The following is a 16,147-nucleotide window of genomic DNA, read 5'->3' on the forward strand; positions in this document are numbered from 1 at the left end:
CATATACATCGTTGAGCTTACCGCGTGCGCTTGATGAGATAGATGCCCATTTCGTCGATTGGGCGAAAAATGATCAAAGGAACGGACAGGTCGTTGCGGTATTTTTTCTGGGCGCTCGCGATTGCCGGGGCAGTCGGATCGCTGGCTGCGTGCAGAGAGGCGGACTCCGCGCAAGAGGCGCGGCAAAGCGCGTCGAAGAAGCCGGTTTCGGGCGGCACCCTCACCTGGGGCGTAACGACCGAGCCCGCGTGATCCGATCCGCGTCGCGACGGCTCCTATTCCCGGATAAGCCACGTCTCCCCCGAACGTGGCATCGCATCACGCGCTGGACGCGCACTCACCTATTGATGCGTTGCTGACATGCAAAACATAAATATTGAATAAATATAAACATATCGAAATCGAATAATTCTCACGCGGGTCCTTCCTCGCTACTCTGTGCTGACTATCTTCGGCGAGGACTTATGACCCCTTCCGTTCCAGCGTCTTTTTCCACGCGGCGACGCGTGTTGCGTGCGCTCACTGCAGCGCCGCTCGCCGCAGTGGCCGCCGCGGCACGTGGGCAAAGCGTGTCCGCGGCCAGTCCAAACGCGAGCACGGCAAGCAACGGCGTAACGCTGGTGCTCGGCGATCAGGCCGGCGGCACGCGGGCGCTGATCGAAGCATCGAATGTACTGGACGGCGCACCTTACGCATACCGCTGGGCTAACTTCCAGGGCGCCGCGCCCTTGTTCGAAGCGCAACGCGCGGGCGCCGTCGATCTCGCGCCTGCGGGCGACTTGCCAGTGCTCGCCGCGGCAGTGGGCGACCCGTCGTTGAAAATCGTGGCGACCCGCGTCGGGTCGGGCGCGCAACTCGGCATTCTGGTGAGCCCGAATTCGACTATTCGCACCGTGGCCGACCTCAAGGGGCGCACGGTGTTCGTCTCGTCGGCGCGCGGCAGCATTTCGCAGTTCCAGCTTTATGGCGCGCTGGCGGAAGCGGGTTTATCGAAGGATGACGTCAACGTGCGCTTCATTCTGCCGGTCGACGCGTTCGCCGCCTTCGCGTCCGGTTCGATCGAAGTGTGGGCGACCTTCGACCCGTACTACGGAATCGCCGTGCAGCGCGGCGGCCGGGTGCTGCGCGACGGCAGCGGGATCAACAGCGGCCTCGGCTTCATCACCGCGTCGGGCAACTCACTGACGGACCCGCGCAAACGCGCGGCGATTGCCGATGTCCTGAAGCGCTATCAACGCGCCGGCGATTGGGCCCTTGCGAACCCCGATGCCTATGCGCAGATTTACGCGACGCTCACGCGCTCGCCACTCGACGCCGCGAAGCAGATCACGCAGCGCGCTTCGCTGAAGCAGCACTTCGTCACCAACGCGGACATCGAAGCGCTGCAAAAAGTAGCCGACAGCGCGAACCGCGACGCGATCCTGCCACGCCGGATCGACGTGCGCGCGATCTCGGAAACCCATCTTGCCAGCGCATGACCTCGACTGACGGAGCGCGACATGTCCACGCAAACACAAACTTTCCCTCGGGCCAATCTTGCCGCCGATGCCGCGAGCACTGCGCGGCACGACCCCAAGCTGATCGTGTCCGGGCTCGCCGCGCTTGGATGGCTCGGCGGCGCGGCGATCACGCAGTGGTGGCCCGCACTCGACGACTGGCCATACACGCGTGAACTGCTGATCCTCAAGCTGCTGTTCGCGGTGTTATCGGCGGGTATCGGCGTGGCGGGCTGGCGAGTGAATGCCTCGACACACGCGGCAAGCGCAAAGCGTCTGCGCGTGCAGGCGTGGCTCAACGCGGCGCCCTGGCTGTTGGCGCTGTCTATCGGATTGACGGCATGGGAAGTGGTCACCGCGCAGCTCGAATGGCTGCCGCGTCCGTTCTTCGCGCCCCCGCAAGCATTGCTCGCCGTCTATGCGGACGATCTGCCGAGACTCGCGTCGAGCGTCGGCCACTCGTTCGTGTTGCTCGCGTATGGCTACGTGTGCGGCGCGCTGGCGGGCTTCGTGATCGGCGTCAGCATCGGCTGGTCGAAGGCGGTGGGGTATTGGCTTCATCCGATCCTGCGCCTTGTGGGTCCGTTGCCCGCCACCGCGTGGCTGCCGCTCGCCTTCTTCTTTTTCCCGTCGAGCTTCAGTGCAAGCGTGTTCCTGATCGCACTCGCTGCCGCGTTCCCGGTCGCCGTGCTCACATGGTCCGGTGTAGCGAGCGTGAGTTCCGCGTATTACGACGTGGCCCGCACTCTCGGCGCGCGGCCATCGTTCCTGATTCTTCGCGTCGCCATTCCGGCTGCGTTGCCTTCTGTATTCGTCGGGCTGTTCATGGGTCTGGGCGCGTCGTTCGCGGTGTTGATCATCGCGGAGATGATGGGCGTGAAAGCGGGCCTCGGCTGGTATCTGCAATGGGCGCAGGGCTGGGCCGCCTATTCGAACATGTACGCCGCGCTGCTCGTGATGGCGCTGATGTGCTCGGGGCTCATCACGTTGCTGTTTCGCGTGCGTGACCGTCTGCTGACATGGCAAAAAGGATTGCTCAAATGGTAGCCGCTTCTCCGTCTCAATCGTTTTCCGGGTCGTTTCGGCAGGCGTCGTCCGCTCACGCGCGGCGAGGCACGCGAATCGATGTGCGCGAGGTCAGCCATCAATTCACGCTGCGCGGCGAGGCGCTGCCCGTGCTCGACAACATCAGCCTCACGGTCGAGCCCGGCGAGTTCGTCGCGCTGCTCGGCGCCAGCGGCTGCGGCAAATCGACGTTGCTGAGGCTCGTCGCCGGCCTCGATGCGCCCGCGCGCGGCGAGATCCATGCAGACGGCGAAGCGGTCGCTGGTCCCGATCCGTCGCGCGTCGTCGTGTTTCAGGACCCGACGCTGTTTCCGTGGCGCACGGTGCGCGACAACGTCGGGCTCGGTCCCCAGGCGCAGCGCAAAGCACGCGGCGATCAGGCGAAGCGCGAAACCGCGGAACGTATCGACGCAGCGCTGCAGACGGTCGGCCTGTCGGCGTTTGCGAACGCGTTTCCGCATCAACTGTCGGGCGGGATGGCGCAGCGCGCGGCACTCGCGCGCGCGCTGGTCAATAACCCGCGCCTTCTCGTGCTCGACGAACCGTTCGGCAAGCTCGATTCGCTGACGCGTATCCGCATGCAGGCGGAACTCGTGCGGCTGTGGCAGGCGGAAAGGTTTTCCGTGCTGCTCGTCACACACGACGTCGAGGAAGCGCTGTACGTCGCGAACCGCGTGATCGTGCTGAGCGAACGGCCGGCGCGCATCGTTTCCGAGGTTCGCAACGACGCGCCGTATCCGCGCCATCGCGACGATCCCGCGCTGGTGTCGTTGCGCCGCGATGTACTGGGGCTGCTGGGCCTCGAAACGTAGCCCGCGCGCAGACGCGGCCATAGACCATCCACTCAAGCACAGGGAAGCAACACGATGAACCATACCGACGACAATCAGCCATCGAACGCCGCGCGCCGCGTGTGGCTGCGCAACACCGCGTGGGCCGCCGGCGCGGCTGCGCTGGGCGGCGCGGCGTTCGGACTGCCGGGCGTGCGCGCATCGGCTGACGAAGCGCTGAAGCCGCTCAAGCTTTCATGGAACGCGTCGGCGATCTGCACCGCGCCCGTGCCGGTCGCGGAGAAGCAGGGTTTTTTCCGCAAGCATGGCTTGCAAGTTGAACTGGTCAACTTCGCAGGCTCGACCGACCAGCTGCTCGAAGCGATCGCAACCGGCAAATCGGATGCAGGCGTCGGCATGGCGCTGCGCTGGATCAAACCGCTTGAACAGGGCTTCGACGTGAAACTGACGGCGGGCATTCACGGCGGCTGCATGAGACTGCTCGCGACGAAGGCGTCGGGGATCGTCGATCTTCAGGGGCTTAAGGGACGCACGGTCGGCGTGAGCGACATGGCGAGCCCCGCGAAGAATTTCTTCGCGGTCACGCTAAAGAAGATCGGCGTCGATCCGGACAACGATGTGCACTGGCGTCAATATCCCGCTCCGCTGCTTGGCGAAGCATTGAAAAAGGGCGAAGTGCAGGCGATCGCCGATGGCGACCCGACCATCTGGACCTTGCGCGAAGGCGACCATTTGCAGGAAGTGTCGAACAACCTGTGCGGCGAGTACGCGAACCGCGTGTGCTGCGTGCTGGGCGTGCGCGGCTCGCTGATCCGCAAGGACCGCGCGACGGCGCAAGCGCTGACTCAGGCCTTGCTCGAAGCGACCGAGTGGACCGCGAACAACCCCGCGCAGGCCGCCGCGATCTTCGCGCCGAACGCGCCGGGCGCGAATGTCGAGCAACTGACGGCGATGCTCAAGAGCCATACGGACCACCATCATCCGGTGGGCGATGCGTTCAAGAAGGAAATCGCGCTCTATGCCGACGATCTGAAATCGGTCGGCGTGTTGAACGACGGTACCAATTCGGACCGTTTCGCGGCGCGTGTGTTTTCGGACGTGCTTGCCTGACGTGCAAAAAGCCGCGACGCGCGCCCGGTTAGCAGGCGCGCGTCGGTTGCATGAGAGAGATAATCAAACGGGTGCCGTTTCGCGCGCGACGGCGGCGCGCACCACAGGCAACAGATCCCGGCCATACGCCAGCGCATCTTCGAGCGGATTGAAGCCGCGAATCAGGAAGGTCGATACGCCGAGCTTGTGATATTCGAGCAGCGCGTCGGCCACCTGTTGCGGCGTGCCGACCAGCGACGTCGAATTGCCCGCCGCACGCGTGAGCGCGGTAATGCCGGTCCACAGTCGCGTATCGACGACATTGCCCTTATCGGCTTCGGCGAGCAGCCGTTGCGAGCCGACGTTCTGCGGGTTCTTCGGCCGGCGCGTGAAATTCGGCGACGTGGCGACAATGTCTTTCGCGCGCTCGAGAATGGATTCGGCGCGCGCCCATGCGGCGTCTTCGGTGGGCGCGATGATGGGACGCAGAGACAGGCTGAAACGCACATGCTGTTCGCGGCCATAGCGCGCGGCGGCTTTGCGCACCTTCGCGATGGTCTCTTCGACGGCCGCGAGCGACTCGCCCCACAGCGCGTAGACGTCGGCGTGCTTGCCCGCGACCTCGATCGCCGGCTCGGACGATCCGCCGAAATACACCGGCAAATGAGACCGCTGCAACGGGCGAATCTGCGACTTGTGGCCCGTCACGCGGTAAAACGCGCCATCGTGATCGAACGGTTGATCGCTGGTCCAGGAGCGCTTGACCACATCGAGATATTCGTCGGTGCGCCGATACCGGTCAGCGTGCGACAGATAATCGCCATCGCGCTGCTGCTCCGCGTCGTCGCCGCCCGAGATGATGTGCACGGCGGCGCGTCCCGCGCTGAAGTGATCGAGTGTCGCGAGTTGCCGCGCGGCGAGCGTCGGCGCGACGAAGCCGGGCCGATGCGCGAGCAGGATGCCCAGGCGCTTCGTCTGCTGCGCGACGAACGACGCAATCTGGAAGCCGTCGGGCGACGCGCTCGAGTGCGCAATCAGCACACGGTCGAAGCCGCCATATTCATGCGCTTGCGCGACGGCGGCAATGTACGGCGGATTGACCGCAGGTCCTTTCGGCAAATGAATCTCGCTCGATTCCTGATGGCTCACATAGCCGATGAATTCGACGCTCATCTGGGTTCGCTCCTCGTGGGTGAAGTGGTGTTGAATGCGGCGCGGCCCAGATTGCCGAGCACGGTGTCGTTCTGCGGTGTGTGAATGCGCGCGCACAGCACGTCGCGGTAGTGGCGCTCCAGTGCGTTGTTGCGACTGAGGCCAGGATTGCTGCTCGCTTCGAGTGCGAGTTCGACGGCATCGATAGCGTGCTGGCTGACGAGATACTTGATGGTCGGCGCTTCGACCGTACCGATCTGGCCGGCTGCGCCTGCATTGAGCAGCACGCGGTTGTTGAACAGCAGCGCATCGATGCGCCCCACCGTCTGCTGAAAACTGTCGAGCGTCGATAGCGGGGCGTTCAGTCCCGAAGGCACGCGTTGCGCCGCCCACTGCACGAACCAGTCGCGCGCGGCGCGTGCGACGCCGTCGTAGATCGATGGCAGCAACACGTTCATCCACAGGCTCGTCACCGGGTCCATGCCGTTGGTCGGGCCGGGCGGTTGGAGATCGACGGCCTGCTCGAACGGTACGCGTACGTTGTCGAAGATCACTTCGTGGCTGCCCGTCGCGCGCATGCCCAGATGATTCCACGGCTCGCCGAAACGGATGCCCGGCGTGTCGCGATGAACGAGCCACGTGCCGACTCGCGGTGCCGCTTCGTCCGTGCGTCCCCACACGGCGAACCAGGTCAGACCGGGACTGCCCGTCGAATACAGCTTGCGGCCGCTCAGTATCCAATGATTGCCTTCGCTGCGGCCAACCGTGGCGGGCAGACCGCCACGCGAAGGTGAGCCGAGTTCGGGCTCGACGCGCAACGAGTTGATCAGCGCGCCGCGTTCGACGGCATCGCGCGCAATGCGTTGTTTCAGCGCGAGTGGCCAGTTTTGATTGGCTTGCAGGCGCAAATGGTAGAGGCATTGCATGACGAGAATCAGCGCCGTCGAAGGTTCGCCGCGCGCTACCGCGCGGACCACTTTGAGCGCCTGTGCAAGCGTGGCTTCGCGTCCGCCGAGCGCGCGCGGCACGGTCAGCGAAAGCAGGCCCGCGCGACGCAGACGGGCGAGGTTCTCGTGCGGGAAGATCGGGCCGGCGTCGAGCGCGGCGGCGCCTGCGCCGAATTCGGCCGTCAGCGCGGCGAGCCACGCATCGGCTTGCGGACTGTCGAGATCGGCGAGTGCTTCGAGCGCATCGGCGTCGCGTTCTACATCGGCAAGCGCGGCTTCGGGTTGACGGCTGGTCATGGTCGGTCGGTTCACTGTGCGGAGAGCGGAAATTGCCGGTCGAAACTCTTCGTGACATCGAGCGGTGTCTTGATCACATCCGCACGGTGATAGAGATCGGCCGTCTTTTGCTGTTCGGCGATGAGGCCATCGTCGATGACGACGGGATGCAGTTGCGCGCGCTGATACACGGTCTTCAGCACTTCGGGCGGTAAGCCCGTCACTTTCGATTGCATTGCGGCCACTTCGTCCGGATGCGAGAGCGCCCAGCGCTGGCCGGCCGCGACGCGCTTGAGGAAATCGGCGATTTCGGCATGCTTGTCCTTGATGGACGTTTCGGTCGCAGCCTGGAAGCTAAGGCCAGAAGACAGATTGACGCCATTCGCGATGCTGCGATCGTGATCGCGCTGCTCGGCGAGCGCGACATACGGGTCCCACGTGGACCACGCGTCGACGTTGCCGGACGCGAGCGCTGCTTTTGCGTCGGCGGGCTGCATGAAGCGCAGCGATACATCCGAGAGCTTGATGCCCGCGCGTTCGAGTGTCGCGATCGCGAGGTAATGGCCGATTGAGCCGCGCGTGGTCGCGATGCGCTTGCCCTTGAGATCGGCGGCCGTCCTGATGGGCGATGCGTCAGGCACGATGATCGCGAGATCGGTCGGCGTCGAGCGCGTTGCGGCTACTGCACGCACTCGCGCGCCCGCTGCGTACGCGAAGATCAGCGGCGCATCGCCGAGGCCGCCGACATCGATTGCCCCCGCGTTGAGCGCCTCTCCCAGCGGTTGCGCAGCAGGGAAGTTGAACCATTCGATCTTGTAGGGCAGGTCCTTCAACTGGCCTGACGCTTCGAGTATGCCTCGCGTCTGCAACTGCTGGTCGCCGACTTTCAGCGTCGTGTCTGCCAGCGCGACAGGCGATGCGCTCGCGACGATCGCGCAAATCAGAAGGCCGGAAAATCTTTGCAGGAATCGATTGGGAAAAAAGTGCATGAGGGAGCGCAGCATGAGGTAGTTGGATAAGAACACACGATACGGTCGCAGGTTTTATAAGGCAAACGCATTGTTCTTCTTTGTTAATATGCGTGGGAGGAAAACGGAAAGCGGGAAGTACCGCTTGAGCATGCGGGCGGTTGCACGCTAATGTCGCTCCACCAACACTTCAATCAACGACAAGATCATCCATGAAACTCGATGAAATCGAGGCCTTCGTTGCCGTCGTGCGCAGCCAGTCGCTGAGTCAGGCCGCCGATTCTCTCGCACTGACGCAACCTGCCGTGACGCGCCGCATCCAGAACTTCGAAGAGGCGCTCGGCGTCGAGCTGCTCGATCGCAATACGAAACCGCTGAAGACGACGCCGATGGGCCGCGTCGTTTTCGAGCAATGCCGTGTCATCGTGCGCGAGGTGGACGCGCTCAGGCATCTGGTCGCGGACGACGCGCCACTCGCGGGTGTATTGCGCCTCGGCGTCGCACAGACGGTTGCCGATGTGGCGATGCTGAAGGCTCTCCATACGCTGCGCAGTGCGCATCCCGAGTTGCGGGCGCGGGTGTCGACGGGATGGGGCAACCCGCTGCTGCAGAAGGTCGACGAGGGCGAACTGGATGCGGCGTTCGTGCTGCTGCCAACGAACCGGGCGTTACAGGAAACGCTCGCAGGCGAAACGCTAGGCGAACTGAAGCTGGCTGTGGTCGCGCAAAAGGGCAGCATGAAGAAGCGTGCTTATGCGCTCGCCGAATGCGAGGCGTATGGCTGGGTGTTAAATCCCGATGGCTGCGGTTTTCGCGCGGGCTTGCAGCAGGCTCTCGCGGCGAAAGGCTACACGCTGAAGCTCAACCTCGAAACGCTCGGCACAGAATTGCAGCTCGGACTCGTCGCCGACGGCGTTGGCCTGGGGCTGGTTCCGCTGCCCTTGCTGCGCAGCAGCGTGCATGCAGCGCACCTCGACGTGGTTCAGATCACCGACTTCAAACCTGAAATCGCCGTGTGGATCGTACGTTCGCGCGCGTTGGGCAAGATGCAGTCCGCGCTCGCCGTACTCGCGGAAAGCGTCGAACAGAGCTTCAAGGCGGCGGCACGTCTGTCACGCGCCGCCTGATGGCGCGCTTAGATCACGAAAAACCCATGCGTGCCGTCGCGATCGAGTTGCGCGACGAGGCCGTATTCCCATTCCAGATACGCGTTCATCGCTTCGCGCGCATTGTCGGTCCCTTCATACGGACGACGATAACGATCGATACGCGGCGAAGCGAGCCGGGCGTCTCCCGATTCGGTCGCAAATCCCGCACGTATCCACGCTGATGTGCCGCCCTCCAGCACATGCACGGGCTTACCCGTTAGCGAGGCAACTTCGGGGGCCGCGAACGGTGCGAGCGCGTTGGTCGCGCAGGTGACGACATAACGTTTCGCGTCGGGCAGCGCGCGAAGATCGTCGACATCGTTCGACAGGCGCGAACGCACAATCCAATGCGCACCCGGAATATGCGCCTTCACGTGGTTCGCGCTCGACGTAACGTCGATCACCACGGTGCGGCTCGATGGATCGGCGAGCAGCGCGGCGAGTTCTTCCGCGGATAAAGCGGGGGTATGCGCGGGCTCCGGCTTCGTGCTGCGCCAAGGGCCACTAGCCGTGAGTTCCTGTCCGGCAGCGTCATCGATCACGTAGACGTCGATGTTCATCTGCGCGAGCCAAGATGCTGTCATGTTGGCGCGCACGCCGTCGTCGTCGAACAGCACGACGCGCGCGCCGCGCACGGGCGCGAACATGTCCGTCTCCTGCACGAGCTGGCCGCCCGGCGCGCCCTGAAACCCCGGTGCATGCGCGCGTTCGTATTCGGCTGGCGTGCGCACATCGAAGCGATACGTGGTGCGCGACGGATCGGACGCCCAGCGAGCGGCTTCATCGGCCGTCGTGCGTTGGACGCCCGCGCGGTCGGCGAGCGCGCGCGCTGCGGTGCGCGATGCAGCGAGGTTCGTCTGATCGAGACCGGCCTCGGCATCGAACCGACGGCTGCTGCCGTGCTCCAGCGTCTGCCCCGCGAGCGTCCAGCCGATGGTGCCGTTGCGCAGCGCCGCGACGGGGTTCGGCAGCCCCGCATTGACTAGCGATTGCGTGCCGATGATGCTGCGTGTGCGCCCCGCGCAATTGACGATCACACGCGTTTTAGGATCTGGCGCGAGCGCTCGCGCGCGCAGCACGAGTTCCGCGCCGGGCACGCTGATGCTGCCGGGAATGTTCATCGTCTGATATTCGTCGAAGCGGCGCGCGTCGAGCACGACGACGTCGTCACCGCTTTCAAGCAGGGTTCCGACCGCCTCGGCGGAAAGCGAAGGCGTATGCCGCTGCGCTTCGACGAATTCGCCGAAAGCCTTGCTCGGCACGTTGACGTCGCGGAACACTTCTCCGCCGGCGCGAATCCATCCGTCGAGTCCGCCCGCCAGCAGCGCGATCTGCGTGTAGCCGAGCGAAGCGAGCTTGTCGCCGGCGCGCGTCGCAAGTCCTTCGCCTGCGTCGAATAGCACGATGGGCACGTCGCGGCGCGGCAAACGCGTGTACGCGTCGAGTTCGATCTTCGACAGCGGAAAATTCGCGGCGAAAAGCGGATGAGCCTGTGCGTGCGGGTCTTCCTCGCGCACATCGAGCAGCGCGATTTCTCGGCGCGCGAGCAGCGCTTCGCGCACGTCTTCATACGTGCGGACGGGATATGACGTCATGAAAGAGGTATTTCCTTGCTGAGATCCCACAGGTTGGGGAGCGTGTCGTTCGAATAGCCTGAAATAAAGGGTTTTGGCCGCTCGTTTGGCGGATACGTGGAGCGGCGCACCGCGCCGATGTTCGCACCATAAACGTGGATGCTGACGGACGTGCGGTCGTCGTACGCATTGCGCACGCGATGAATGTCGCCGATGGCGGGCGACACCGCTTCGACATCGCCCGCTTCGAGACGTACTTCGGCGCCCGCCACGCATAGCGTGCCGTCGTCGTTACGCGCGTAGGGTGCGGCAAGTTCCGCGCCGCGCAGCACACCGATGAGTCCCCACACGGTGTGATCGTGAATCGGCGTCTGCTGGCCCGGACCCCAGACGAAGCTGACGACGCTAAAGCGTTGACGTGCGTCGGCGTAGAGCAGAAATTGCTGGTAGCGTTCGGCGGACGGCTGCGCGTAGGCATTGGGCAGCCAGTCGTCGACGCGGATCAGTTCGCGCAGCGCAAGCGCGGCCTGATCGAGCAGCCCGGCTTCATCGACGCCGGCATCGACGAGTTCCGCAATCTCGCCGACAAAGTGCCGCAGTTTGTGAATGGCCATCAGTCGAGCAACTCCCGTTCGCTTTCGATCAGCCCTTCATACAGACTGTCGAATGCATGACGCGCACCGTTTGCGCGGCCGACCTGCTGATGCGTGAGGGCTGCCATGTCGTGAGGAATCGGCTGCGGCGTGCCTGCCGCTTCCGCGAGCAGTTGAGCGTGGCATGCGTTGTCGAGCGCGATGTACCACCATGCAGCCGCTTCGACCGTCGGACCTGCTGTCAGAATGCCATGATTCTTCAGGATCACGGCCTTGCGCGACCCGAGGGCATCTGCAATGCGCGCGCCTTCCGTCGTATCGAGCACGACGCCACGAAAATCATCGAACAGCGCGTGGTCTTCGTAGAACGCGCACGAGTCCTGCGTCAACGGATCGAGCTTTCGGCCGAGCGTCGACCATGCCTTGCCATACAGCGAATGCGTGTGAGCGGCTGCGACGACATCGGGGCGCGCCTCGTGAATGGCAGCGTGAATGGCAAACGCAGCCTGATTCACAGGACCATCGCCCACCACGATTTCGCCGTGGCGATTCACCAGCAGCAGATCGGACACGCGCATGCGGCCGAAATGCCGACCCAGCGGATTGACCCAGAAGTGATCGGTCCATTCGGGATCGCGCGCGGTGATATGGCCCGCGAGACCTTGCGCAAAGCCATATTGCGCGAACAGTCGAAATGCGCCCGCAAGACGTTGCTGACGATGCAGACGTTCATCTGCAAGCGTACGTTGAGGTTCCGGTTCTTCGTCGAACCAGAACTTGCGCACGGGTGCGTGACGCCGCACGAGCGACGGTTGATCGGCGGCGAGAAGGGTGCTCATGATCGCTCCTGTCAGGCGGCGCGGCGTTCGCGGGACGTGAGTTCGCGGGTCGCGGGAATCAGTTCGCGCCCATAGTCGATGGCGTCTTCGAGCGGATCGAAGCCGCGAATCAGGAAGGTCGTCACGCCGAGTTCATGATATTCGGCGAGCGTCTGTGCGACTTGCGCCGGCGTGCCGACAAGCGCAGTGGAATTCGAGCGTCCGCCGATTTCTTTTGCCACGGCGGTCCAGAGACGTTCGTCCGCGCGTACGCCGTCGCCGGATGCCGCGAGCAGGCGGCGCGCGCCTTCGCTTTGCTGCGGACCGCCGCGCGAGAAGCCCTGTTCGACACGCAGGCGACGTGTCTCTTCGAGTATGTGTTCTGCGCGCTCCCATGCGGCACTTTCCGTCGCGGCAAGGATCGGCCGGAACGACACGGAGAAGCGCACGCTGCGGCCGTGTTTCGCGGCTTCGGCGCGCACGCGCGTCACCTGTTCGTGCACCTGCTGTTTCGATTCGCCCCACAGCGCGTAGACATCGGCATGTTTGCCGGCCACGGCGAGCGCGGGCTCGGATGCACCGCCGAAATAGATGGGCACATGCGGCGACTGTTTCGGCTTGACCTCGGAGAACGCCTTTTCTACGCGGTAGAAGCGGCCTTCGTGATCGAACGGCTGATCTTCCGTCCACACGCGACGCAGAATCTGCAGGTATTCGTCGGTGCGCGCGTAACGACCGTCGTGACTCAGGAAGTCGCCGTCGCGCCGTTGATCTTCGTCGCTGCCGCCGGAGATGAAGTGCACACCGAGTCGGCCGCCCGAGAAGTGATCGAGCGTGGCGATCTGCCGGGCCGCGAGTGTCGGCGCGACAAAGCCCGGGCGATGCGCGAGCATGAAATGCACTTTCGATGTCACGCTCGCCGCGTAGGCGATCGTGATCGTCGCATCGGGGCTCGTCGAACTGTGCGGGACCAGAATGCGGTCGAAGCCGGCGTTCTCGTGCGCCTGCGCAAAGGCGCGCACGTAGTCGGTATCGATAGCGGGCCCTTGCGGAAGATGCGTTTCCGACACCTTGCGCTGTTGAATCATGCCGATGAATTCGACGCTCATGTTAGTTCCTTGCGGAAATCCGTTTTGATGAGGAAATACATGTCACAACAGACGCAACGATGAACGAAGCGCCTGCGGATGATCGAAACGAGGCTAACACTACGTTATGCAAAGACTAAATAGTAAATTCAGATAAACATATAGAGATCGCATGTTGCGCAAGCGATCTGCAACGCTTTCATATCGCGTTTTACGATTTCCATTCGAAAATCGCTTCGTAGACCGGGTTTTTGCGTGACTCTATTATCGGCTCTCCCCGGACTGAGCGCGGCGAGGTCTTATCGAACGGCCAAATGGGTTCCCAGTCCATTCCCGCACGTGGAAGTCCGTGGAGGCGTGATCTGAGCCTCTTGCAGTCGCGAGCGCTTTGAATCAATACATTCCATTGACGAGAGTCGAGTATGAATCAAGCTTTGTCCACATTACGGCGTTTCTTTTTCGCTCGAAACGCGTCGGCAGTCCACGCTATCCTCTTCGTGCTGGCCTTCAGTACGTCATCCGCATTCGCGGGCGACGCACAGACACTCAAGATCGGCACATCGACCAGCCCGCAAATCGAAGCGTTGAAGACCGCGGCTCAGGAAGCCAAACAGCAAGGGCTCGACGTCAAGATCATCGAATTCACCGACTGGAATACGCCGAACGCCGCCCTCGCGAACAAGGATATCGACGTCAATTATTTCCAGCACATTCCCTTCCTCGAAAACGCCAAGAAGCAGGGTGGTTACAACTTCGTGGCGATTGCTCCCGGCACGATCATGAAGATCGGCCTCTATTCGAAGAAGGTAAAGCGCTTTGAGGATCTGAAGGATGGTGCCACGGTTGCGATCGCGAACGATCCCGTCAACGGCGGTCGCGGACTGCTCCTGCTGCAACGCGCTGGACTTATCAAGCTGAAGCCTGGCGTCGACTACCGCGCGACCACGCTGGATATCGTCGATAACCCGAAGCATCTGAAGATCGTTGCCCTCGAGGCGTCGCAGCTGGCACGCTCGCTCGATGACGTCGATCTCGCGCAGGGCTATCCGAGCTTTATCAAACTCGCGGGCACGGCCGATCCGAATAGCGCGCTGTTGTTCGATGGCCTCGAAAACAAGAACTTTGCGATTCAATGGGTGGTGCGCCCGGAAAGCGTCAACGACCCGCGCATCCTCAAGTTCATTTCGATCTACCAGCATTCGCATGCTGTGCGAGTTGCGCTCGATAAGGCGTTCGGCAATCTGTACGCTGTCGCGTGGTGAGACGGGGATCGGCAAGGAATTCCACATGACCCATCTGCTCGACGCTGCGCGCTTCATCGATGAAGAATCGGCATTCGCCGTCGGAGCGCCCCAGCACGGCACCGCACCTGCCGTCGTATTCGACGCCGCAGGCAAGGTATTCAAGCCGGCACGCGGTCAGCCCGCCGTCGCGTTGACGAACGTACGGTTGAATGTGCGTCGTGGCGAGATATTCGGCATCATCGGGCGCAGCGGCGCGGGCAAGTCGACCTTGCTGCGCCTTGTCAATGGACTCGAAAAGCCGTCCTCGGGAGCGGTGCTCTTGAACGGCGTGAACGTCGGCGAACTCGACGAGAGCGGACTCGTCACATTGCGTCGGCGCATCGGCATGGTTTTCCAGCACTTCAACCTGCTGTCGGCGAAAACGGTCTATGACAATATCGCGTTGCCGCTCAGGATCGCGGGCGTGTCCCGGGCGGCCATCGAAGAGAAAGTCTCGGCCCTGCTCGATCTCGTCGGGTTGTCGGCCAAGCGAAACGCATTTCCGGCGAGTCTTTCGGGCGGGCAGAAGCAGCGCGTCGGCATTGCACGTGCGCTCGTACACGATCCCGACATTTTGCTGTGCGACGAAGCGACCTCTGCGCTCGACCCGGAGACGACACAGTCGATTCTCGCGTTGTTACGCGATATCAACCGGCGTCTCGGTCTGACGATCATTCTCATCACGCACGAAATGGGCGTGATACGCGAAGCCTGCGACACCGTCGCTGTCATCGAGCAGGGCGCCGTAGTCGAAACAGGCCCCGTGTGGCGAGTGTTCGGCGAGCCACGGCATGACGCGACGCGCGCGCTGTTGCGCACATTGGTGCACGCCCTTCCCGACGATCTTGCCGCCCGCCTGAAGCCGGCGAGCAATCCTGCATTGCTTGGCGAGGCGGCCGATGTTCTGCTTGACGTGCGCTACACGGGGGCCAGCGGAAACGATCCGGACCTTGCGGCATTGAGCTCGGCGTTGACGGTGGACGGCGGCGCGGTGAGCTTCGTGCACGGCGGAATCGACCGCATTCAGGGACATGCACAGGGGCGTCTCGTGCTGGCGGCGCGGTTGTCGGCGCATGAGAGGTCAGAGGATGCATTCGCGAGCCGCATCGCCGTGCTGGTTGAGCGTGCGCGGCGACACGCGGATCATGTGGAGGTGCTTGGGTATGTCTGAACTGTGGCTCTCGGAACTGACGGGTGCGATTCGTGACACGTTGCTGATGGTCGGCATTTCGGCATGCATCGCGTTGATCGTCGGTATTCCGCTTGCGCTGGTGCTCGTCACGACCACGCGGGGTGGTATCTACGAGCGACGCACGGTGAATTCGACGCTTGGCGGTCTCGTCAACGCGCTGCGCTCGACGCCGTTCATCATTTTGCTCGTCGCGCTGTTGCCGCTCACGCGTGTTCTGGTCGGCACGACGATCGGCGTGTGGGCTGCGATCGTGCCGCTCTCTATCGCAGCGATTCCATTCTTTGCCCGCGTTGCCGAAGTCAGTCTGCGCGAAGTGGATCGCGGTCTGATCGAAGCCGCCCAGGCGATGGGTGCGCAGCGCCGCCACATCATCTGGCATGTACTGCTGCCGGAAGCGCTGCCGGGCATCCTGGGCGGATTCACGATCACGATCGTGGCGATGATCGGCTCGTCCGCGATGGCGGGCGCCGTCGGTGCGGGCGGGCTTGGCGATCTCGCGATCCGTTATGGCTACCAGCGCTTCGACACGACTGTGATGGTGACGGTCATTGTGTTGCTCATCGCGATTGTCACGGCGGTGCAGGTCGTCGGGGACCGCCTCGTTCGCCGTCTCGCGCGACGGGCGTGAAGTCCGGCCAGATCGGCCGGAAGCGAATCGTAGCGCTGC

General features: G+C 63.3%; 16 protein-coding genes. 8 read left to right on the plus strand and 8 right to left on the minus strand.

Annotation, left to right across the window (positions count from 1 at the left end; genetic code table 11):
* Window positions 1-17: 17 nt before the first annotated feature.
* Entirely contained in the window at window positions 18-218 is a 201-nt protein-coding gene (locus AB3X89_RS03020; RefSeq protein ID WP_368581765.1) for a hypothetical protein, read from the minus strand.
* 246 nt (window positions 219-464) lie between these two features.
* Here AB3X89_RS03020 and AB3X89_RS03025 point away from each other — a divergent pair, with 246 nt between their 5' ends.
* From AB3X89_RS03025 to AB3X89_RS03040, 4 genes are read left to right on the plus strand one after another with little or no spacing between them, the layout of a single operon-like run.
* Complete coding sequence (locus AB3X89_RS03025; protein WP_368581766.1) at window positions 465-1,478, plus strand: ABC transporter substrate-binding protein; 1,014 nt, start codon at window positions 465-467, stop codon at window positions 1,476-1,478.
* Between the two features lie 21 nt (window positions 1,479-1,499).
* Window positions 1,500-2,543 carry an ABC transporter permease gene (locus AB3X89_RS03030; protein ID WP_368581767.1) on the plus strand — a complete coding sequence of 348 codons (1,044 nt, stop codon included), beginning with the start codon at window positions 1,500-1,502 and terminating at the stop codon, window positions 2,541-2,543.
* The gene (locus AB3X89_RS03035; protein WP_368581768.1) at window positions 2,537-3,373 is read left to right on the plus strand and encodes an ABC transporter ATP-binding protein; all 837 of its coding nucleotides are present in this window, start codon (window positions 2,537-2,539) and stop codon (window positions 3,371-3,373) included. The genes AB3X89_RS03030 and AB3X89_RS03035 overlap by 7 nt, the downstream gene beginning before the upstream one ends.
* A gap of 54 nt (window positions 3,374-3,427) precedes the next feature.
* A complete protein-coding gene (locus AB3X89_RS03040; protein WP_368581769.1) occupies window positions 3,428-4,462 on the plus strand; it encodes an ABC transporter substrate-binding protein in 1,035 nt (344 codons plus the stop codon).
* Window positions 4,463-4,525: 63 nt separating this feature from the next.
* Here the strand turns inward: AB3X89_RS03040 and AB3X89_RS03045 are convergent, their stop codons facing one another.
* Genes AB3X89_RS03045 through AB3X89_RS03055 form a run of 3 tightly spaced genes read right to left on the minus strand, consistent with a single transcriptional unit; the run spans window position 4,526 to window position 7,820 of the window.
* Complete coding sequence (locus tag AB3X89_RS03045; protein ID WP_368581770.1) at window positions 4,526-5,614, minus strand: LLM class flavin-dependent oxidoreductase; 1,089 nt, start codon at window positions 5,612-5,614, stop codon at window positions 4,526-4,528.
* Window positions 5,611-6,837 carry an acyl-CoA dehydrogenase family protein gene (locus tag AB3X89_RS03050; protein ID WP_368581771.1) on the minus strand — a complete coding sequence of 409 codons (1,227 nt, stop codon included), beginning with the start codon at window positions 6,835-6,837 and terminating at the stop codon, window positions 5,611-5,613. The genes AB3X89_RS03045 and AB3X89_RS03050 overlap by 4 nt, the downstream gene beginning before the upstream one ends.
* An 11-nt stretch (window positions 6,838-6,848) precedes the next feature.
* On the minus strand, window positions 6,849-7,820 hold the full coding sequence (locus tag AB3X89_RS03055) for an ABC transporter substrate-binding protein (RefSeq protein WP_368581772.1): 972 nt from the start codon (window positions 7,818-7,820) through the stop codon (window positions 6,849-6,851).
* A gap of 176 nt (window positions 7,821-7,996) precedes the next feature.
* Here AB3X89_RS03055 and AB3X89_RS03060 point away from each other — a divergent pair, with 176 nt between their 5' ends.
* Window positions 7,997-8,911 (plus strand): LysR substrate-binding domain-containing protein, encoded by a 915-nt coding sequence (locus tag AB3X89_RS03060; protein ID WP_368581773.1) that lies wholly within the window; start codon window positions 7,997-7,999, stop codon window positions 8,909-8,911.
* Window positions 8,912-8,919: 8 nt separating this feature from the next.
* On the opposite strand, the gene AB3X89_RS03065 is transcribed toward AB3X89_RS03060, so the two are convergent.
* Genes AB3X89_RS03065 through AB3X89_RS03080 form a run of 4 tightly spaced genes read right to left on the minus strand, consistent with a single transcriptional unit; the run spans window position 8,920 to window position 13,026 of the window.
* Complete coding sequence (locus AB3X89_RS03065; protein WP_368581774.1) at window positions 8,920-10,527, minus strand: rhodanese-related sulfurtransferase; 1,608 nt, start codon at window positions 10,525-10,527, stop codon at window positions 8,920-8,922.
* Complete coding sequence (locus AB3X89_RS03070; protein ID WP_368581775.1) at window positions 10,524-11,120, minus strand: cysteine dioxygenase; 597 nt, start codon at window positions 11,118-11,120, stop codon at window positions 10,524-10,526. The genes AB3X89_RS03065 and AB3X89_RS03070 overlap by 4 nt, the downstream gene beginning before the upstream one ends.
* A complete protein-coding gene (locus AB3X89_RS03075; RefSeq protein WP_368581776.1) occupies window positions 11,120-11,938 on the minus strand; it encodes a class II aldolase/adducin family protein in 819 nt (272 codons plus the stop codon). Before AB3X89_RS03075 ends, AB3X89_RS03070 begins: the two co-directional genes overlap by 1 nt.
* An 11-nt stretch (window positions 11,939-11,949) precedes the next feature.
* Window positions 11,950-13,026 carry an LLM class flavin-dependent oxidoreductase gene (locus AB3X89_RS03080; protein ID WP_368581777.1) on the minus strand — a complete coding sequence of 359 codons (1,077 nt, stop codon included), beginning with the start codon at window positions 13,024-13,026 and terminating at the stop codon, window positions 11,950-11,952.
* Between the two features lie 401 nt (window positions 13,027-13,427).
* Here AB3X89_RS03080 and AB3X89_RS03085 point away from each other — a divergent pair, with 401 nt between their 5' ends.
* Genes AB3X89_RS03085 through AB3X89_RS03095 form a run of 3 tightly spaced genes read left to right on the plus strand, consistent with a single transcriptional unit; the run spans window position 13,428 to window position 16,108 of the window.
* A complete protein-coding gene (locus AB3X89_RS03085) occupies window positions 13,428-14,267 on the plus strand; it encodes a MetQ/NlpA family ABC transporter substrate-binding protein (protein WP_368581778.1) in 840 nt (279 codons plus the stop codon).
* Between the two features lie 25 nt (window positions 14,268-14,292).
* The gene (locus AB3X89_RS03090; RefSeq protein ID WP_368581779.1) at window positions 14,293-15,459 is read left to right on the plus strand and encodes a methionine ABC transporter ATP-binding protein; all 1,167 of its coding nucleotides are present in this window, start codon (window positions 14,293-14,295) and stop codon (window positions 15,457-15,459) included.
* Entirely contained in the window at window positions 15,452-16,108 is a 657-nt protein-coding gene (locus tag AB3X89_RS03095) for a methionine ABC transporter permease (RefSeq protein ID WP_368581780.1), read from the plus strand. Before AB3X89_RS03090 ends, AB3X89_RS03095 begins: the two co-directional genes overlap by 8 nt.
* Window positions 16,109-16,147: the final 39 nt, after the last annotated feature.

The sequence above is a fragment of the Paraburkholderia sp. BR14320 genome (assembly GCF_040948665.1).
Lineage (GTDB): Bacteria > Pseudomonadota > Gammaproteobacteria > Burkholderiales > Burkholderiaceae > Paraburkholderia > Paraburkholderia youngii.